Source organism: Sphingopyxis sp. NJF-3, from assembly GCF_053514865.1.
In genome coordinates, this window is sequence record NZ_CM130726.1 from 3,319,517 (window position 1) to 3,338,565 (window position 19,049).

The window sequence follows — 19,049 nt, forward strand, 5'->3', positions numbered from 1 at the left end:
GGGCGGGCGATGGCCGAAATCCGCATTGTGGAGCGCGCGCGGCGCGACCGGCTGGGCGAAGGCCTGCTGTGGTCGGACCGCGAGCAGGCGGTCTATTGGACCGACATTCTGGAGCGCCGCGTCAACCGGCTGACGCTCACCGACGGGCGCACCGACAGCTGGGAGGTGCCGCAGACGATCGGCTGGGTGATCGAACGGCAGGGCGCGCCCGGCCTGATCGCAGGGCACGGCCGCGAGATCGTGCGGCTGACGCTCGACCCGCTGACGATCGAGACCATCGCCGCGCCCGAACCCGACTGCGACGGCAATCGCATGAACGACGCCAAGGCCGATGCGCTGGGCCGCATCTGGGCGGGCACCATGCCCGTCACCTGCGACCGCCCGAGCGGCGCCTTCTACCGGCTCGACCCCGATGGCCGCATCGCGCGGGTCGACGGGCCCTATACCATCGCCAACGGCCCCGCGATCGCGCCTGACGGTAGCACGCTGCTGCACACCGACACCGCGCTCGGCACGATCTTCCGCTTCGCCATCCGCGACGACGGCTCGCTGGGGCCGCGCCAGCCGTTCATCGCCTTCGACCCGGATTGGGGATCGCCCGACGGCATGACCTTCGATGCCGAGGGCGGACTGTGGGTGGCCTGCTGGGGCGGATCCTGCGTCAGGCGCTTCGACCCCCAGGGCAGGCCCGAGCGCAGCATCGCCCTGCCCGCGTCGCAGATCACCAACATGGTCTTTGCCGGCGCGGCCCTCGACCGGATGTTCGTGACTTCCGCCGCCGACGGGGTCGAACGCGACGAACCCGAGGCGGGCGCGCTGTTCGAGGTCGATCCCGGCTGTCGGGGACTCCCGGCCGGGCGCTACGCGGGCTGACCAGCGGTCAGGGCGCGCCAGCTCGCGACGAAATCGCGCGCCGCCGCGCCCACCTCCACGGCGCCGGCGCCGGGCTTGTAGAGCGCCGAGCCGAGCCCGAACCCGGCCGCGCCCGCCGCAGCCCACGGCGCCATGGTGACGGGCGTGATGCCGCCAACGGCGAGCACCGGCACCTCGCGGGGCAGCACCGCGCGATGTGCCTTGAGCACCGCCGGGCTCGCGCCTTCGGCCGGAAACAGCTTGAGCGCCGTCGCCCCCGCGGCGAGCGCGGCGAAGGCCTCCGACGGCGTGGCATAACCCGGCAGCGACGCCATGCCGGCGGCGACGCTGGCGCGGATGACGGCTTCGTTGGTGTTGGGCGAAACGGCCATGCGCCCGCCCGCCGCGGCAAGGCGTTCGACCGCCGCGACATCGAGCACCGTGCCCGCCCCGATCAGCGCCCGGTCGCCGAAGCGCCCCGCAAGGCGCGCGATGCTGTTGAACGGATCGGGCGAGTTCAGCGGCACCTCGATCAGCGTGAAGCCGGCTTCGACCAGCGCCGCGCCGATCGCCTCCACCTCGTCGGGGCGCACCCCGCGCAGGATCGCCACGAGCGGGCAGCGGGCGAAAGCGTCATCGAAGGTCATCATCGCATCCATTCCCTGAGTCTCACGATCCCGGCCACGAAGGCGGCGTGGCTGTCGACCAGAACCGCCCGGCCGCCGCATGCCGTGATCGCGCGCGCATAGAGCCCGCCGAGCACCGGATCGGCCAGCAGGAAGACGTCGCGCGCGCCACCCCGCAGACGCGCCCGGCAATCGCTGCCGATCAGCAGCCCGCTGACATAGGAGGCCGCATCGGCGTCGTCGCGCAGCCCGAGCAGGCTCGCCGGCCGGACGCCGAACAGCCGCGCCAGCAGGTCGTCGTCGTCGGCATCGGCGACGCCCTGCGCGAACGCCGCATCGTCAGCGACCTCAGCGGTCATCGCGCCGCCGATCAGCGCGTGCGCCTTGAGCAGCGCGAACATCTCGCCGGTCATCGCGGTCGCGAAGTCGGCGATAGCGCCATCCCGTATCGTCGCCCATTTGCAGTGGGTGCCGGGCTGGCAGAGCAGCGCGTCGGCCGGCGCCATCCCGGCGGCAACCGCGCCGAGCAACTGGACCTCTTCGCCGCGCATGACGTCGGCGCGGCCGCCGTCGCTGCGCGAGACGCCGGGCACGACGCGAATCCCCTCGGCTGGCGTCACCGCTGCGCCGGCCAGTGCGTCGAGACCCGCCGGACAGCCGACATAGCCCGCGTCGATCCAGCCGCGATTCGACCCGATCATCCCGGCGAGGATCGCGGGGACCGGACCGTATCGCGCGCGCAGCGCGGCCACCGCGGCCGGGAACCCGCCCGCGGGCACCGCGAGGATGCCGGTCGCATCGCGCTCGGTCGACACGACCGCGCCATCTTCGATCAGGAAGGCGCGCCGGTTGGTGGTCCCCCAGTCGACGGCCAGAAAAACATCACCCACGCCCGCGCCTCATATCTTCGTCAGGCGCAGCGCGATCCACGGCTTGCCGGGGAGCTTCACCGTCGGCCGCGCGGGGTCGTGGACGTCATATTCATTCTTGCGCGCCATGGTGAAGACGCCCTGGACCGGCGTCACCGTCATGTCCCAGGTATCGAGAATCTCGGCGCGATAGCGTTGCAGCGCCGCCTCGCCCCGGCCAGGGAGCACGACCGCCCATTCCTCGGGCGCTTCGGCGCCGAAATATTTGAGATAATATTCGTTTTGCTTGCCGCCGAGATGATAGTTCCACCAGGGCTGGATCGGCTCGATGCCCGGCACCGGCCCCTCCTCCATCACCTGGCGCAGGAAGGCGAGCCGCGGCGCACTGGTGCCGACCAGCGTGCCGCCCTGCCCGAGCCACGAGAAATCGGCGTTGCGGTTCGGGTCGAAGGTCTCGCTGTGGCCCACATAGGTGCCGCCGATCAGCCCCCACCAGAAGCGCTGAACCATGTCCTCGCCGCTGAGATTGCCCCAGCGTTTCGGCGAATTGCCCTCATAGACCACCTCGTCGAAGATTACCGGCTTCAGCGTCATCGCGCGATGCAGTTCGGCGCGCAGATCGTCGAGCACCGCGGCGCCGTTCTGGACGCTCGCATGGGTGATCCACGGCTTGCGATGGTCGTAATAGATGTTGATCTGGTGGATCGAGCGCAGCCGATCGTGCGGATCGGCGGCGACGAGCGTTTCGAACAGATGATCCCAATCGGCGATCGTCTTGGTTTCGATATTGTCATACTCGTTCGCCATCGACCACCAGACATTACGATAGGCGCCCCAGCGCGCGGCGACATAGCGCAGATAGCGCTCGTCGTCGGCGCGCGTCATGTCGTTGTAGCCGCGCTTTTCGTCATAGGGGTGGAAGAGGATGACGTCGGCCTCGATCCCCAGCGCGCCGAGGCGCTGGATGCGATCCTCGTAGCGGCGGAAATAGGCGGGATCGAACCGCGCCGGGTCCCAGTCGCGCGGCCCGTTGCCGGTGCGGACGAAGGGGTTGGTCGCGACCGATTCGACGTTGGGGAACACCAGCATCCGCATCTTGTTGAAGGGCGCGGCGGCGAGCGTCTTCAGCGTCTGGGCGCATTTGGCGTCCGACTGCAGCGCCCAGCTGTAGCAGGTGGTGCCGATCTGGCGGAACGGCGTGCCGTCGGCATAGGCGAAGTGATAGCCGTCCCTGGTCACCCGCACCGGCCCATGATTGCCCTTGGCCGGCGCGATCGCGGCAAAGCTGCCGCTCCGGCCGTTCAGCGCCGGCGCATTGCTTTCGACCTGCCAGCGCCATTCACCGAGGTCGGGCGGGCTGAAGCGGATGCGGTAGACGCCGTCGCCGTCGTAGAAGCCGGGAACGCGCACGCGCTTTCCGGCGCTTTCGAAGGTCGCGGCCAGCGTCACGTCGACGAACGGATTGCCCACGCGGGGGCCGTCGAGGGCGATTTCGCAGACGCCCCAGCGCTCGACGCTGCGCGGCGGCGCACCGGGCGCCGCGGCGACGAGCGGCGTCGCGACGGTGCCGGCGCCCACGGCAACCGCGTGCGCGAGAATCCTACGGCGCGAAATCGTCACTCAAATCCCTCCCCGTCTGCGTGAATCGTCATGCAGATGCTTGCTGTTGCCGTCGGTCGCGGCTAGACCGTCAATAATACTATCATATGTCCAGAGAGAGGGTATGTCCATGCCGACCAGCAGCGCTGCGGCGGAACCGCGGAACGAGGATTGGAAGAACACCATCCTCGCCGGTCTCGCCAATTATATCGACGCCGGATCGATCGTCGCCGGATCGGCCGCGCTGGCGCTGTGGCAGGAAGCCTACAAGCTCAACAACGACCTGATCGGCCTGATCGCCGCCTTTGGTCCCAACGCCATCTCGGCGGGGGTCGGCGCCATGATCGGCGGGCGGCTCTGCGACCTGTTCGGGCGCAAGAAGATCTATCAGTACGACATGCTCTTCTACGCCTTCGGCATGCTGTGGCTGGTGTTCGCGGTCAACGCGTGGATGGTCACGCTCGGCTTCTTCCTCGTCGGCCTCGCGGTCGGCGCCGACATTCCCGCATCCTGGTCGCTGATCGCCGAAATGGCCCCCAAGAACGAGCGCGGCAAGCATAGCGGCGTCGCGCAGGTGCTCTGGTATCTGGGCCCGGTCGTGGTGCTGCTGATGTTCCTGATCCTCACCCCGCTCGGCCTGCTCGGCGCCCGCATCGTCTTCGCGCATCTCGCGATCCTGGCGATCGCGCTCACCTTCCTGCGTTCGCGCATGCAGGAATCGCAACGCTGGCTCGCCGCGCAGGAAGCCGCGCCGCGCGATACCGCCCAGGCCAAGCCCGGCCGGATCAGGGAGCTGTTCACGCGCCAGCATATCGGTTCGATGGCGTTTTTGAGCGGCATGTATCTGTTCTGGAACCTGTGGGCGGGCACCAACGGCTTCTTCTTTCCCTATATCCTGCGCACCGTCGGCGACCAGAGCCAGGCCGTCGCGGTCGCGGTGCAGACGCTGAGCTTCCTGCTCGGCATGGCGTCGATCTTCTTCATCTTCATGAAGCTCGCCGACCGGGTGAACCAGCGCCTCCTGTTCGGCATCTCGGCGGTCACCCAGATCATCGGCATGTCGCTGCTCGCGCTGTTTCCGCTTACCCTGCCGCTGGCGATCCTGCACGTCTTCCTGATGTCGATCGGCGGCGGCTTCGGCGCGCAGAGCTTCTTCCAGCTCTGGAGCTCGGAGATGTTCCCGACGCTGCTGCGCTCGACCGCGCAGGGCGTGATGTTCGCGGTAGTCCGCATCGCGCTCGGCATCTTCAGCTTCTTCGTGCCGGCGCTGACCGCGACGGGCTTCACCACGCTTGCGTGGATCCTGGTCGGCTTCCTCGTGATCAGCGGCCTGATCGGCTTCATCTGGGCGCCGCGCAACGAAGGCAAGTCGCTCGAGGAGCTCGAGGCCGAACTCAAGGCGGCCGCGTAGGTCTTCTTGCGCGAATTTTATAGAATGCCGCGTTTCGACCGCTTAGTGACATTCTGCGTCTCATAACTTCGTCATTCCCGCGAAAGCGGGAACCTAGAGCGAGCGTCGGCTGACCCCACACTGGGTTCCCGCTTTCGCGGGAATGACGAAGGTGGGGAATGGCAACTCCCCACCCCAAAGCCGACATCACCCTCAAATGAGTCTTTCCTACATTATCCGGCTGTGCCAGCCTTCATCCGGCTCTTTCATTGGGTGAACAAAAGCGGCCGCTCCCCGACTTGCGGGGGGCCGCCTCGGCGGGGCGTGCCGGGCGCGCCCAGCACGCCGGGAGGTCCAGACCAGCGCGCACATAAGGCTGAACTTTCCTGAACTTTGGACTTGGTACGCGGCCCTTGCGCCGACCGGATCCAGTATCCGGCCCGGGATGATGAAATAGGCAATGGCGATGGGCCACAGCGATCGGCCACGCCAATGCCGCCGCATGGATTGCAAGCGGCCCGATCCCCAAACAAAAAGGGCGGCGCCATAGGCGCCGCCCCAGTAAGGGGGAGATGGGTAAGATCAGAACTTCGCGCGAACGCCGCCGTAGTAACGGCGTCCGATGATGTCCCAGATCGCGTTCGGGCTGCCGTTCGGCGTGCCAACCCAGAGAGGCGGCTGCTTGACGTTGAACAGATTGTTCACGCCGGCGAAGATCTCGAAATTCTTGATGCCCTTGTAGCGAACCTGGGCATCGGTGTAGATCTTCGACCCGACCGTGAAATATTTCTTGTCGGGCAGCGAACCATCCGCGAGCCGGAACCGCGTCTGATAGTTTTCATAGTCGAACATCTGCTTGCCGATATAGCGGTTGAGGAGCGTCACGCCGAAGGTGTCGTTATCCCAACCAAGCGTCACATTGCCCGAATCGCGCGGCGTTCCGATTTCGCCCATGGTGTTGTCATAGGGGTCGCCGCTGAGCGGGACGACGCCCTGCTTGAGCAGGTGGGTCCAGCTGCCCTGGATCGTGGCGGTACCGCCGAACAGATCGTGGCTGTAGCTCGCGGTGAAGTCGAGACCGCGGGCGAACGAGCCGCCGCTGTTGATCAGGCCGCGCACGACCTGCTCGACCGAACCGACGCTGAACGCGCCCGACGGCTGCTGACGCCGGGTGACGAACTGGCAGAAGTCCGCCAGGCCATCGACATAGCATTTGTTGAGCACGGTCGCGGCGCTGAGGCGGTTGATCGCATCATCGAGCTTGATGTCGAAATAGTCGACCGTGAAGACGAAGTTGCGCAGTGCATCGATCGAGCGCGGATTGACCACCATGCCCAGCGTCAGCGTCTTGCCCGTTTCCTCGCGTATGTCGGGGTTCGCCGCGGTGATGCTGCCGACACCCGCCGTATCGGAGGAGGTCAGCGTCATCGACCCGTTCGCCTGGATATTGGCAAGCACGCCCGGATCGGCGCGGCAGTTCACCGCCACCGCGCTGTTCTGCGCCATCGTCACGCCCTGACAGGGGTCGGTGATGGTGATGATGCCTGCCGCCGCGGCCGCGTATAGCTCACCGATGTTCGGCGCGCGGACCGCGTGGGCATAGACGGCGCGGAAACGGATGTCCTCGACCGGCGACCATTCGGCGCCGAGGTTCCATGCCCAGAAGGTGCCGACCGTCGAATAGTCGGACACGCGGGCCGCGCCGCGCAGCGTCAGGTTATGGATGAACGGCGTGTCGTGGATCAACGGCACGACGACTTCGCCATAGCCTTCCTTGACGGTGAAGGCGCCGGACGTATCGAGCAGCTGGACATAGCCGTTGCGCGCGGCGTTGGTCAGCGGATCGAAATCGTCGAGGCTCGATTCCTTGCGCCATTCGGCACCCACCGACACCTGCAGCGGGCCGGCGGGCAGGTCGAACACGGTACCGCCGACGTTCACCGCCGCAGTCTGCATCACCTGCTTCGAATAGCGGCTCATCTCGGTATAGAGCCAGTTGGCGGCCTCCGGCGTGACCTTGCTCGATCCGTCGGGGTTCAGGCCGAAGACGTTGATCGGCACACAGCCCTGCGAGCGCGCATTGGCGTCGACGCAGATCGCCTCGGTCGAATTGCCGTCATGGTCATAGTCGAACACGTCGGGAATGACCTGGACGGCCTGGGCCAGGCGATAGAGGTCGGCGAGGCCGGTCATCCCCTGGCGCTGCTTGGTGAAGCCATATTGATAATAGAAGTCCGCGGCCCAGTCGCCGCCCAGCTTCAGCGTTCCGCCCGCCGCGGCGCGGAAATTGTCGCGCTCGGTCGGCGTGCTGCGCGTACCGTCGCCGAACATGGTCGTGCGCAGCAGGAAGCTCATGTCCTTCGACCCGAAGGCGTCGTTGGCGGCGCGGTTGTCCGCCGCATCGAACGCGGCCTGCGGAACGAACGGGTTGGCGAGTTGCCGGACGTCATTCGGATCGTTCGGATTGACGACCATGAACTCGATCGGGAAGAAGCCGTTGGTTCCCGTGAACGCACCCAGCGCACTGTCGGTGCGCATCGGCGACGCTTCGCGGCGGCCGACGGTCCGGTAGTTCGAGAAGGTCGATTCAGCGAACAGGTTGAGATTGTCGGTCACGTCGAAATTGGTGCGCATCGCGATCGTGAACTGGTTCGACGGCGACGCCTGCTGACCGAGCGCGGCGGCGTTATAGCCATATTTCTCGATCTTCGCGAGAACGGCGGGATCGTTGATCGTCGCGGCGGTCAGCGACGGGAAACGATCGAGCGTGCCGTCGGGCAGGATCAGCCGGCTGCCGACGCCGCCGAAGTTGAACGTGCCGCCGGGGCCGACGTTCGACGGCTGATAATAGCGGTTGAACAGATTCTGCGCGGCCGTGAGGTTGTCGTCGCTGTCGCCGCCGACGCGCAGCAGGTTGCCGAGGCTGCCCCAGCCCGACGCGGTGCGTTCGCGCTTGCTGTTGGGAACATTGCCCTCATGGTTGTAGCCGGCGTAGATCATCACGTTACCGCGGCCGTCGGCGAAATTCTGGCCGAAGGTGGCGTTGATCGAATAGCGCTTGTCGTCGCCGAGCTCCGAGATGCCCGCCTGCAGATTGGCATCCAGCCCCTCGAAATTCTTCTTGTAGATGAAGTTGACCACGCCCGCGATCGCGTCCGAACCATAGACGGCGGAGGCGCCGCCGGTCAGCACGTCGACGCGCTCGATGAACGAGGTCGGGATCATCGACAGGTCGACCTGCGCCGTGCCGGGGATGCCCGCGACCGTCCGGCGGCCGTCGATCAGCACCAGCGTGCGATCGGTGCCGAGGTTGCGCAGATTGACCGTGGCGAGGCCTGGGTTGGTGTCGCCGGCGTTGCCTACGCGCGTCTGGCTGGGCACGCCGACCGCCGGAATCTGCGTCAGCACTTCCTGAACGTTGGTCGCACCGGCATTTTCGAGCTTCTCGGCCGTGACGACCTGAAGCGGCGAAGACGAGGTCAGCGTGGGGTTGCGAATGCGGCTGCCGGTGACGATGATGTCGTTATCGGCCGATTGCGCACCGGTCTGCTGCGGCTCGGCGCCGGCCTCGTCCTGCGCAAAGGCCGTCGTGCCCGCGAATAGCGTCATCACGCTCGTTCCGAGCAGCATTCCGCGTAGCAGCGCGGAACGCGAAGTTCTGAAATTCCTCATTGTCCACTCCCTTCCCATGTTTTTTGGCGTCCACCGGACGCCGCACGTTCCGCGGTACGGCCCCGCCGTATCGTCACGTCCCTCCTTGCGCGGCGTCGCGCACGGCGCGCGCCACCGCATCGCGCCAGCGGCGCACCACGCGGGCGCGCTGCTCGGCCACCATGGCCGGGGCGAAACGCTCCGCTTGAATCGAATGGCTTTCCGCCGCGGCGAGACCCAGCAGCGCCTCGCCCGCAAGGCGGGCGGCACCCAGCGCGCTCGCCTCGGCGATCGCAGGCCGCACGATCTCGCGATCGAGCAGATCGGCGAGCAACTGCATCAACAGCGTATTGCGGGTGGCGCCGCCGTCGACCGACAATTCGGGTAGCCGTGTGCCGAGATCGGCATCGAGCGCCGCGACGACATCGCCGATCTGCAGCGCGATCGCCTCGAGCGTCGCGCGGGCGACGTGTGCCCGGCCGCTGCTCAGCGACAGGCCCGTGATCTCGCCGCGCGCGTCGCTGCACCAGTGCGGCGCCCCGAGCCCCGCCAGCGCGGGAACGAACACCACGCCATCGCTGTCGTCGACGCTCGCCGCGAGGGCGGTCAGCGCTTCCTCGTCGGGCAGGCCGAGCAGCGTCGCGGCGAAGGCCGCGGCCTGGCCGGACACCGAGATATTCCCTTCGAGCGCGTGCTGCACCGCATCGCCGCGGCTCCAGGCGATCGTGCTCGACAGGCCGTGCGACGAGCGCACGCGCCCGTCGGTCGCGGTCATCAGCGAACTGCCGGTGCCGATCGTGACCTTGAGGCGCGCGCCGTTCGCGGCATGGGCGAACAGCGCGGCATGGCTGTCGCCGATCATCGCGTGGATCGGCGTGTGCTCGGCAAGCGCGGTCACGCCGGGCGCGACGGCGCCGAAACGGCTGTCGGAGGGCATGACCGTCGGCAACAGCGAAAGGGGCACGTCGAACAGGCGCGCGAGGTCGGCGTCCCAGGACAGGGTATCGAGATTGAAGAGCTGCGTCCGCGACGCATTGCCATGGTCGGTCGCATGCACGCCGCCGGCGGTCAGGTTCCAGAGCAGCCAGCTGTCGATCGTGCCGCACTTGAGCTCGCCGCGCTCGGCGCGCGCGCGCGCTCCGGGAGTTTCGTCGAGCAGCCACGCGATCTTGGCGGCCGGAAACAGCGGATCGACCCCAAGGCCCGAGCGCGCCGCGATCTCGGCCTCGTGACCGGCGGCGCGCAGGGCGTTGCAGCGGTCGGCCGAGCGCCGGCACTGCCAGATGATCGCGGGGCCGATCGGGCGGCCCGTCGCGGCGTCCCAGACGACGATCGTCTCGCGCTGGTTGGAAATCGCGACCGCGGCGATGTCGGCTGCGCCGGCGGCTGCGACGACTTCGGCTATCAGCCCAGCCACGGTTTCCCAGATGTCCGAGGCCGATTGCTCGACCCAGCCCGGCTGCGGATAGTCGAGGCTCATCGTCCGCGACCGCGACAGGCGCACCGAACCGTCGGGCGCCACCAGCAGCGCCTTGGTGTTGGTCGTGCCCTGATCGATCGCGAGGACGAGCCGCTCGGTCATAGGCTTTTCGCCGTAACCAGATCGCGCGCGGCGGCGGCGATGCCCTCCGCGGTCAGGCCGTAGCGCTCCATCAGCCAGCTCGGCGAGCCCGTCGGGAGGAAGCCGGGGAAGCCGAGCCGCTTCACGCGCACCGGATGATGGTCGGCGCAATATTCGGCGACCGCGCCGCCCAGGCCGCCGGCGGCGAGTCCTTCCTCGGCGGTGACGATCGCGCCGGTCGCCGCCGCGGCCGCGATGGCGTCGGCGTCGATCGGTGAAACGGTCGCCATGTTGATCACGCGCGCCGCGATCCCTTCGGCCGCCAGCGCCGCCGCGGCGTCGAGCGCGCGATGCACCAGCGTGCCGTTGGCGACGATCGCGACGTCGCCGCCGTCGCGCAGCGTCTCGGCCTTGCCGATCGCAAAGGCCGCGCCTTCGGGGCGCGGCAGCGCCGGCACGGGCATGCGGCTGATGCGGATATAGACCGGCCCGTCATGCGCGGCCGCTGCCTTGACCGCCGCCGCAGTTTCCCAAGGGTCGGCGGGGACGATCACCGTCAGCTTGTCGATCGCGCGCAGCCAGGCGACATCCTCAATGCTGTGGTGCGTCGCGCCCAGCTCGCCATAGGCGACCCCCGACGAGATGCCGCACAGCTTGACGTTCTGCCGGCTGTAGGCGCAATCCGCCTTGATCTGCTCGAGTGCGCGCGCGGAGAGGAAACAGGACGCGGCGCTGACGAACGGGATCTTGCCGCCGTTGGCGAGGCCGGCGCCGACGCCGACCATATTCTGCTCGGCGATGCCGACGTTGATCAGCCGCGCCGGGAAACGGTTGCGGAACTTGCCGAGCTTCGACGAGCCGACCGAGTCGTTGACGACCGCGACGATGCGGTCGTCGCCCTCGGCAAGCTCCTCGAGCGCGCGAACATAGGCATCGCGGCAATCGAAAGCACCTGCGGCGGCGGGTGCGGCGGCGCTCATCGGTCCATCTCCGCTTCGAGTTCGGCGATCGCCTGCGCATATTGCTCGGCGTTGGGCACGCCATGGTGCCAGCCCGCCTGATCGCGCATGAAGCTGACGCCCTGGCCCTTGAAGGTGTTGGCGATGATCACGCGCGGCTTCGCGCGCGCTTCGGCAGCATCGTCGAAGGCGGCGAGCAGCGCCGCATGATCGTGCCCGTCGACCTCGACCACGTCCCAACCGAAGGCGCGCCACTTGTCGGCGAGCGGTTCGAGCGCATTGGTCTCTTCGGTGCGCGCGCCCTGCTGCAGGCGGTTGCGGTCGACGATGACGGTGAGGTTGCCAAGGCCGCGGTGGCCGGCAAACATCGCCGCTTCCCACATGCTGCCTTCCTGCAGCTCGCCGTCGCCGGTGAGCACGAACACGCGATAGCCGGCCTCGTCGATCTGGCCCGCCACCGCGACGCCGACGCCGACCGGCAGGCCATGACCGAGCGGCCCGGTGTTGGTTTCGATGCCGGGCAGATAGGTGCGGTTGGGATGGCCGTTGAGGCGCGACTCGGGCTTCAGATAAGTGTCGAGTTCGGCCTCCGGAAAGAAGCCGCGGCCGGCGAGCGCGGTATAGAGCACCCCCGTGCAATGCCCCTTGCTCAGCACGAAGCGATCGCGGCCCGGAGCGGCCGGGACCTTCGGGTCGATCCGAAGAATATCGAAATAGAGGCAAGCCACTACATCTGCGGACGAAAGGTCGCCGCCAGGATGCCCCTGACCCGCATCGACGATCATCTTCAATAGCCGGCGACGCATCCAATTGGCCCGCTCACGGACGAATTCCGCCCGCGCGGCCAGGGAATCGCGCCGATCCGCCGAAGCGGCCACATCTACCATATCCGGATTGCCCATCATCCTCTCTCTCGCCCCGCAATTAGCCTAGCCTTTCGATGTTCGCAAGAAATTTGCTTTCGATTTTTTTCGTTTCAATAAAATCCCCTATAAAAATTGACAAAATACGAAAGTCCGCGATACCCATGATGCGACGACCGCCCTGTCCAAGGCGCGGCACCGGGGAAGAGGACGTGCATTGAAAAATCTTGCCAACGGCTCGTCGCGCGATTGTACAACGAAGGCGACCCTGTTTTCCGGCCCTTTCCGGGCCGCCGATCGAATGAGCTCGCCCAAATGAAAACCCGCCTTCTCGCCGAAACACGCCGCAGAAAAGTGCTCGACTGGCTTCAGGAGGAAGGCAGCGCGCGCGTCCGCACGCTTGCCGACGCGTTCGGCGTGTCCGAGGTGACGATCCGGCAGGATCTCGAGAAGCTCGAGGCCGAAGGCCATATCGCGCGCGAGCATGGCGGCGCCTTCCTGAAGTCGGTGCCGCAGCAGGTGCGCGAAATGGCGCTCCAGCACCGCGAGAACATGGACGCCAAGCAGCGCATCGGGCGCGCCGCCGCGCAACTCATCGGCGACGGCGAGACGATCGTGCTCGATTCGGGGTCGACCACGACCGAGGTCGCCGCCAATCTCCTCCATCGCCGCGACATGACCGTCATCACCAACGCGCTCAACATCGCGCTGATGCTCGGCGCCGAGGCGGGGTTCGAGGTGCATATGAGCGGCGGGCATTTCAAGGCGCCGACCCTGTCGCTGAGCGGCGAGCGCTCGGCCGACTATTTCAAGGGACTGTTCGCCCAGAAGCTGTTCCTCGCCACCGCCGCGCTCGATCTGGAGGCGGGGCTGACCTATCCGGCGCTGTCCGACATCGCGGTCAAGCGCGCGATGATCGAGGCGGCCGAACGCGTCTATCTGGTCGCCGATTCGAGCAAGATCGGCGCGCGCTCCTTCTCGTCGCTCGGGGGCCTCGACCTCGTCCACGTCCTGATCACCGACGACGGCATCCGGCCCGAGGATCGCGCCGCCATCGAAGCCGCCGGCGTCGAGGTGATCGTCGCCTGAAGCCTTTTCCTCCCAGGAGAATTACCGTGAGCAAGCAGAAATACGGCGCCGGCATCTGGCACTTCGCGACCTATGTCGATCGCTACGCGACCGACGGCTACGGCCCGCCGCGCTCGCTGATCGAGATGATCGACCTCGCCGGGCAGGTCGACGATCTGTCGGTGGTCGACATCAACTATCCCTTCCCCGGCGGCGAAACGTCGTTCGAGAAGGTCGAGGAGGCGCTGAAGCGCAACAATCTCTCGGTCATCGGCATCACCCCCGAAATCTACACGCGCCAGTTCGCCAAGGGCGCGTTCACCAATCCCGATCCCGGCGTCCGCCGGCTCGCGAACGAGATGGTCAACGACGCGGCGAACGTCGTGCGCCGCTTCAACGCCAGCTACGTCAAGCTGTGGCCGGGCCAGGACGGCTGGGACTATCCGTTCCAGGTCGACCACAAGAAATTATGGCAGCATTCGATCGAGGGCATCGCCGAGCTCGCGGGGCAGAATCCCGACCTCAACTTCGTGATCGAATACAAGCCGCGCGAGCCGCGCGTGCACATGAGCTACGACAGCGTCGCGCGCACCCTGCTCGGCATCGAGAAGATGGGCGTTCCCAACGTCGGCATCCTGCTGGACTTCGGCCACTCGCTCTACGGCGGCGAGAGCCCGGCCGACGCCGCGCAGCTCGCGATCGACCACGGCCGCCTGTTCGGCATGGACGTGAACGACAATTTCCGCAGCTGGGACGACGACCTGATCGCCGGTTCGGTCCACCCGATCGAGCTGTTCGAATTCTTCTACACGCTCCGCAAGAACAAGTGGGAAGGCGTCTGGCAGCTCGACCAGTTCCCGTTCCGCGAGGATTCGGTCGCGGTCGCCAATTCGGCGATCGGCTTCCTCAAGGGCATCGAGCGCGCGCTCGACAAGCTCGATTTCGACGCGATGCAGAAGGCACAGGACGCGCACGACGCCGTCACCGCGCTCAAGCTCGCGCGCGAGGCGCTGTTCACCTCCTATTGAAGGCGCGCGTCGGATCACACGCCTCTTGACGGCGGGACCGGGGCGCGTCACGGCAAATAATATGATTATTTCATCCGCCACTGATTTTCGCGAGGCGGCGCGGCGCAAGCTGCCGCGCTTCCTCTTCGATTATGCCGACGGCGGCGCCTATGCCGAAGAGACATTGCGCCGCAACGTCGACGATCTCGCGAGGATCGAACTGCGCCAGCGCGTGCTCAAGGATGTCGCGTCGATCGACCTCGGCACGACCCTGTTCGGCCGCAAGGTCGCGCTTCCGGTCGCGCTCGGCCCGGTCGGGATCGGCGGCATGTACGCGCGGCGCGGCGAGCTGCAGGCGGCGCGGGCGGCGAAGGCGGCGGGCGTGCCGCTCTGCCTGTCGACGGTCTCGATCTGCCCGATCGAGGACGTCGCGAGGGTCGCCGACCCCTTCTGGTTCCAGCTCTATGTGATCAAGGATCGCGCCTTCATGCGCGACCTGATCGCCACCGCCAAGGCGCATGGCGCCGAGGCGATGGTGTTCACCGTCGACATGCCGGTGCCGGGCGCGCGCTATCGCGACGCCCATTCGGGCATGTCGGGACCGAATGCGCCGCTGCGCCGCGTGCTCCAGGCGATGACCCACCCGCGCTGGGCGGTCGACGTCGGCCTGCTCGGCCGCCCGCACACGCTCGGTAACTTGAAGCCGGTGCTCGGCAACAACAGCGGGCTCAACGACTATATGGGCTGGCTCGGCGCCAACTTCGATCCGTCGATCCAGTGGCGCGATCTCGACTGGATTCGCGCCGAATGGGACGGCCCGCTGCTCATCAAAGGCATTCTCGATCCCGAGGATGCGCGCGAGGCCGCGGCGATCGGCGCCGACGGCATCGTCGTTTCGAACCATGGCGGCCGCCAGCTCGACGGCGTGCGATCGAGCGCGCGCGCGCTGCCCGCCATCGCCGATGCGGTCGGCGAGCAGCTGACCGTGCTCGCCGACGGCGGCGTGCGCAACGGGCTCGACGTGGTGCGCATGCTCGCGCTCGGCGCGAAGGGCGTGCTGCTCGGCCGCGCGTGGATCTATGCCCTCGCCGCCCAGGGCGAGGCCGGCGTCGCAAAACTCTTCGAGCTGATCGCCAAGGAAATGGTGGTCGCGATGACGCTCACCGGAGTCAACCGGATCGACGCGATCGACCGCTCGATCCTCGCGGAGGACGAGTGATGAAGCTTCTCGAAGGCAAGAGCGTGCTGGTGACCGGCGGCTCGACCGGCATCGGCCGCGCGGCAGCGATCGGCGCCGCGCGCCACGGCGCGAACGTCGCGATCAACTATGCGTCGAGCGACGACAAGGCCGCGTCGTGCATCGCGGAGATCGAGGCGCTCGGACAGAAGGGCCTCGCCGTGAAGGGCGACGTCGCGCTGCCCGAAACCGCGACCGATTTCGTCGCCCGGGCGGTGGAGGCCTTCGGCCGTGTCGACGTCATGGTCTCGAACGCCGGCATCTGCCCGTTCCACGCCTTTCTCGACATGCCGGTGGAGACGGTCGACCGCACCTTCCGCGTCAATCTGCACGGCGCTTATTATATGGTGCAGGCGGCCGCCAACCAGATGGTCGCGCAAGGCGAAGGCGGCGCGATCGTCGCGGTTTCCTCGATCTCTGCGCTGGTCGGCGGCGAGTTTCAGACCCATTATACGCCGACCAAGGCGGGGGTGCATTCGCTGATGCAGTCGGCCGCGATCGCGCTCGGCCGGCACGGTATCCGCTGCAATTCGGTGCTGCCCGGCACGATCCTGACCGAAATCAACAAGGAGGATCTCGCCGACCAGGCGAAGCGCGACCGCATGACCGCGCGCATTCCGCTCGGCCGACTCGGCGAATCCGAGGATCTGGCGGGACCGATCGTCTTCCTCGCGTCCGACATGGCAGCCTATGTCACCGGCGCGGCGCTTTTGGTCGATGGCGGCGCGTTCGTGAATCTGCAATAGGCCGGATCGCCCATGTCGCTGACCATGCCCGAACCCGATGCGCGGACGCTCGCGCGCCGCGACGACATCGTCGCCGCGATGCGCGCGATCGTGTCGGGAGAAGGCGTGATCGACGATGTCGATGGGCTGAGGCCCTATGAGACCGACGCGCTGACCGCCTATCACCAGCTTCCGATGGTGGTCGTGCTGCCCGAAACCACCGCACAGGTCGCGGCGGTGCTCGCCTGGTGCCACGCCAACAAGGTCAAGGTCGTGCCGCGCGGCGCGGGCACATCGCTCTCTGGCGGCGCGCTGCCGCTGGCCGACGGCGTGTTGCTGGGGATGGCGCGCTTCAACCGCATTCTCGCCATCGACTATGCCGACCGGATCGCCGTGGTACAGCCCGGCGTCACCAACCTCGCGATCACCCGCGCGGTCGAGGACGAGGGCTTCTATTACGCCCCCGACCCCTCCAGCCAGATCGCCTGCACGATCGGCGGCAATGTGGCCGAGAATTCGGGCGGGGTGCACTGCCTGAAATACGGCCTGACCACCAACAATGTGCTGGGGGTCGAGCTGGTGACGATCGAGGGCGAGGTGATCCGTCTCGGCGGCCGGGGGCTCGAGCCCCCGGGTCTCGACCTCCTCGGGGTCGTGGTGGGTTCGGAGGGGCTGCTCGGCGTGGTCACCGAGGTGACCGTGCGCCTCCTCCCCCGCCCGGAAACGGCGCGCGCGCTGCTGATCGGCTTTTCCTCGGTCGAGGGCGCGGGGCAATGCGTCGCCGACGTGATCGCGGCGGGCATCATCCCCGCGGGCATGGAAATGATGGACCGCCCCGCGGTGCACGCCGCCGAGGCCTTCGTCCAGGTCGGCTATCCGCTCGACGTCGAGGCGCTGCTGATCGTCGAGCTCGACGGCCCGGCGGCCGAATGCAGCCACCTTCTCGGCGAGGTCGAGGGTATCGCGCGCGCCAATGGCGCGGTGTCGGTGCGCAGTTCGACCGACGATGCCGAACGCGCCGCCTTCTGGGCGGGGCGCAAGGCCGCCTTCCCCGCCGCCGGCCGCGTCGCGCCCGATTATCTGTGCATGGACGGCACCATCCCGCGCCGGCGCCTGCCCGACGTGCTCGCCCGGATGCGCGAGCTGTCCGATCATCACGGCCTTGGCGTGATCAACGTGTTTCACGCCGGCGACGGCAATCTCCACCCGCTGATCCTCTACGACGCCAACCAGCCCGGCCAGCTCGATGCGGCCGAGGCGTTCGGCGCCGACATCCTGAGGCTCTGCGTCGAGGTCGGCGGCGTGCTGACCGGCGAGCATGGCGTCGGCGTCGAAAAGCGCGATCTGATGCCGGTGATGTTCAGCAAGGCCGATCTCGCGCAGCAGCAGCGGGTCAAATGCGCGTTCGACCCCGAACTGCTGCTCAATCCGGGCAAGATGTTCCCCGAGCTGCACCGCTGCGCCGAGCTCGGCCGCATGCACGTCCACAAGGGACAATTGCCCTTTCCCGACCTGCCGCGCTTCTGATGCTGCGTCCCGCGACCACCGACGAATTGTGCGAGGCCATCGCCGCCGGCGGCCCGCTGATGCTGCGCGGCGGCGGCAGCAAGGACGCGATCGGCGCACCCGCACGCGATGCCGCCATCGTCGACATGCGCGGCTTCGCCGGCGTCGTCGACTATGATCCGCCCGAGCTGGTGCTGACCGTTCGCGCCGGCACGCCGCTCGCCGAGGTGCAGGCGCTGGTCGCGCGCGAGGGCCAGATGCTTGCGTTCGATCCCTTCGACCACGCCGCGCTGCTCGGCGGCCCCACGGGCCAGGCGACGATCGGCGGCGTGATCGCGGCGGGCGTCTCGGGCCCGGCACGGCTCAGCCGCGGCGCGGCGCGCGACCATCTGCTCGGCTTCGCAGGCGTTTCAGGCCGCGGCGAGGCTTTCGTCGCCGGGGCCAAGGTGGTGAAGAATGTCACCGGCTACGACCTCTCCAAGCTGCTGACCGGAAGCTGGGGGCGCCTCGCGGCGATCACCGAGCTGACGCTGAAGGTGCTACCCGCCCCGCGCGAGCGGCGCACGCTGCTATTGCGCGGGCTTTCCGCCGAGGATGCGGTCGCGGCGATGGCGCGCGCGCTGGGATCGGCGGCGGAGGTTACGGCCGCCGCACACCTGCCGGTATGGCGCGGCGACGCGCTCACCGCTCTCCGGCTCGACGGCTTCCCCAGTTCGATCGACGCCCGGGCCGAAACACTCGCCCGGCTGCTCGGCGGCCTCGAAACCCTCGACGCGCCGGCGGGCGACGAGCTGTGGACGGCGGTGCGCCACGCGGCGCCACTGCCGGCGGACAAGCCCCTGTGGCGCGCGATCGTCCCCGCCGCAGAGGCGCCCGCCTTCGTCGCGGCAAGGGGCGGCGACTGGCTGTTCGACTGGGCCGGCGGCCTCGTCTGGCTGGCAAGCGATGCCGACCCGCAGGCGATCCGCCGGGCCGCGAGCGAACGCGGCGGGCACGCCACGTTGATTCGCGCCGACGCCGCGATGCGCGCCGCGGTGCCGACGCTTCACCCCCAGCCCGCGCCGCTCGCCGCGCTCGAGGCGCGGGTGCGGCGCGCGTTCGATCCGAACGGCGTGTTCGAAACGGGGCGCTTCTGA

15 protein-coding genes are annotated in these 19,049 nt (G+C 67.8%); 8 read left to right on the forward strand and 7 right to left on the reverse strand.

Annotation, left to right across the window (positions count from 1 at the left end; genetic code table 11):
* Positions 1-9 precede the first annotated feature (9 nt).
* Positions 10-873 carry an SMP-30/gluconolactonase/LRE family protein gene (locus ACOTSS_RS16095; RefSeq protein WP_448689000.1) on the forward strand — a complete coding sequence of 288 codons (864 nt, stop codon included), beginning with the start codon at positions 10-12 and terminating at the stop codon, positions 871-873.
* Here ACOTSS_RS16095 and ACOTSS_RS16100 read toward each other — a convergent pair.
* Genes ACOTSS_RS16100 through ACOTSS_RS16110 form a run of 3 tightly spaced genes read right to left on the reverse strand, consistent with a single transcriptional unit; the run spans position 861 to position 3,967 of the window.
* Positions 861-1,502, reverse strand: coding sequence for a 2-dehydro-3-deoxy-6-phosphogalactonate aldolase (locus ACOTSS_RS16100; RefSeq protein WP_448689001.1), 642 nt, complete (start codon positions 1,500-1,502; stop codon positions 861-863). The genes ACOTSS_RS16095 and ACOTSS_RS16100 overlap by 13 nt on opposite strands.
* Positions 1,499-2,368, reverse strand: a complete 870-nt coding sequence (locus ACOTSS_RS16105) for a 2-dehydro-3-deoxygalactonokinase (protein WP_448689002.1) — start codon at positions 2,366-2,368, stop codon at positions 1,499-1,501. The genes ACOTSS_RS16100 and ACOTSS_RS16105 overlap by 4 nt, the downstream gene beginning before the upstream one ends.
* Before the next feature lie 9 nt (positions 2,369-2,377).
* Positions 2,378-3,967: a DUF5060 domain-containing protein gene (locus tag ACOTSS_RS16110; protein ID WP_448689003.1), complete on the reverse strand. Its 1,590-nt coding sequence runs from the start codon at positions 3,965-3,967 to the stop codon at positions 2,378-2,380.
* A gap of 109 nt (positions 3,968-4,076) precedes the next feature.
* On the opposite strand from ACOTSS_RS16110, the gene ACOTSS_RS16115 reads away from it, so the two are divergent.
* Complete coding sequence (locus tag ACOTSS_RS16115) at positions 4,077-5,357, forward strand: MFS transporter (protein ID WP_448689004.1); 1,281 nt, start codon at positions 4,077-4,079, stop codon at positions 5,355-5,357.
* A 561-nt stretch (positions 5,358-5,918) separates the two neighbouring features.
* On the opposite strand, the gene ACOTSS_RS16120 is transcribed toward ACOTSS_RS16115, so the two are convergent.
* The 4 genes from ACOTSS_RS16120 to ACOTSS_RS16135 all read right to left on the reverse strand — a co-directional run bounded on the left by ACOTSS_RS16120 (position 5,919) and on the right by ACOTSS_RS16135 (position 12,292).
* Entirely contained in the window at positions 5,919-8,945 is a 3,027-nt protein-coding gene (locus tag ACOTSS_RS16120) for a TonB-dependent receptor domain-containing protein (protein WP_448689005.1), read from the reverse strand.
* A 136-nt stretch (positions 8,946-9,081) separates the two neighbouring features.
* Complete coding sequence (locus tag ACOTSS_RS16125) at positions 9,082-10,569, reverse strand: FGGY family carbohydrate kinase (RefSeq protein WP_448689006.1); 1,488 nt, start codon at positions 10,567-10,569, stop codon at positions 9,082-9,084.
* On the reverse strand, positions 10,566-11,528 hold the full coding sequence (locus ACOTSS_RS16130) for a transketolase family protein (RefSeq protein WP_448689007.1): 963 nt from the start codon (positions 11,526-11,528) through the stop codon (positions 10,566-10,568). The genes ACOTSS_RS16125 and ACOTSS_RS16130 overlap by 4 nt, the downstream gene beginning before the upstream one ends.
* Positions 11,525-12,292: a transketolase gene (locus ACOTSS_RS16135; RefSeq protein WP_448689008.1), complete on the reverse strand. Its 768-nt coding sequence runs from the start codon at positions 12,290-12,292 to the stop codon at positions 11,525-11,527. The genes ACOTSS_RS16130 and ACOTSS_RS16135 overlap by 4 nt, the downstream gene beginning before the upstream one ends.
* Positions 12,293-12,685: 393 nt before the next feature.
* Between ACOTSS_RS16135 and ACOTSS_RS16140 the strand changes: the two genes are divergently transcribed.
* From ACOTSS_RS16140 to glcE, 6 genes are all read left to right on the forward strand, one after another.
* A complete protein-coding gene (locus ACOTSS_RS16140; protein ID WP_095387994.1) occupies positions 12,686-13,459 on the forward strand; it encodes a DeoR/GlpR family DNA-binding transcription regulator in 774 nt (257 codons plus the stop codon).
* A gap of 26 nt (positions 13,460-13,485) precedes the next feature.
* Entirely contained in the window at positions 13,486-14,466 is a 981-nt protein-coding gene (locus tag ACOTSS_RS16145; protein ID WP_095387993.1) for a sugar phosphate isomerase/epimerase family protein, read from the forward strand.
* A 61-nt stretch (positions 14,467-14,527) separates the two neighbouring features.
* Entirely contained in the window at positions 14,528-15,664 is a 1,137-nt protein-coding gene (lldD, locus tag ACOTSS_RS16150; protein WP_448689009.1) for an FMN-dependent L-lactate dehydrogenase LldD, read from the forward strand.
* Positions 15,664-16,428 (forward strand): SDR family NAD(P)-dependent oxidoreductase, encoded by a 765-nt coding sequence (locus tag ACOTSS_RS16155; protein WP_448689010.1) that lies wholly within the window; start codon positions 15,664-15,666, stop codon positions 16,426-16,428. Before lldD ends, ACOTSS_RS16155 begins: the two co-directional genes overlap by 1 nt.
* A 12-nt stretch (positions 16,429-16,440) precedes the next feature.
* A complete protein-coding gene (locus tag ACOTSS_RS16160) occupies positions 16,441-17,934 on the forward strand; it encodes an FAD-linked oxidase C-terminal domain-containing protein (RefSeq protein WP_448689011.1) in 1,494 nt (497 codons plus the stop codon).
* Positions 17,934-19,049 (forward strand): glycolate oxidase subunit GlcE, encoded by a 1,116-nt coding sequence (glcE, locus tag ACOTSS_RS16165; protein WP_448689012.1) that lies wholly within the window; start codon positions 17,934-17,936, stop codon positions 19,047-19,049. Before ACOTSS_RS16160 ends, glcE begins: the two co-directional genes overlap by 1 nt.

Bases quoted from the DNA above. Each gene is read 5' to 3' on its own strand.
- ACOTSS_RS16135 (WP_448689008.1), bottom strand. From the start codon at position 12,292: ATGATCGTCGATGCGGGTCAGGGGCATCCTGGCGGCGACCTTTCGTCC.
- ACOTSS_RS16140 (WP_095387994.1), top strand. From the start codon at position 12,686: ATGAAAACCCGCCTTCTCGCCGAAACACGCCGCAGAAAAGTGCTCGAC.
- ACOTSS_RS16130 (WP_448689007.1), bottom strand. From the start codon at position 11,528: ATGAGCGCCGCCGCACCCGCCGCCGCAGGTGCTTTCGATTGCCGCGAT.
- lldD (WP_448689009.1), top strand. From the start codon at position 14,528: ATGATTATTTCATCCGCCACTGATTTTCGCGAGGCGGCGCGGCGCAAG.
- ACOTSS_RS16125 (WP_448689006.1), bottom strand. From the start codon at position 10,569: ATGACCGAGCGGCTCGTCCTCGCGATCGATCAGGGCACGACCAACACC.
- glcE (WP_448689012.1), top strand. From the start codon at position 17,934: ATGCTGCGTCCCGCGACCACCGACGAATTGTGCGAGGCCATCGCCGCC.
- ACOTSS_RS16155 (WP_448689010.1), top strand. From the start codon at position 15,664: ATGAAGCTTCTCGAAGGCAAGAGCGTGCTGGTGACCGGCGGCTCGACC.
- ACOTSS_RS16160 (WP_448689011.1), top strand. From the start codon at position 16,441: ATGTCGCTGACCATGCCCGAACCCGATGCGCGGACGCTCGCGCGCCGC.
- ACOTSS_RS16115 (WP_448689004.1), top strand. From the start codon at position 4,077: ATGCCGACCAGCAGCGCTGCGGCGGAACCGCGGAACGAGGATTGGAAG.
- ACOTSS_RS16100 (WP_448689001.1), bottom strand. From the start codon at position 1,502: ATGATGACCTTCGATGACGCTTTCGCCCGCTGCCCGCTCGTGGCGATC.
- ACOTSS_RS16120 (WP_448689005.1), bottom strand. From the start codon at position 8,945: ATGACGCTATTCGCGGGCACGACGGCCTTTGCGCAGGACGAGGCCGGC.
- ACOTSS_RS16095 (WP_448689000.1), top strand. From the start codon at position 10: ATGGCCGAAATCCGCATTGTGGAGCGCGCGCGGCGCGACCGGCTGGGC.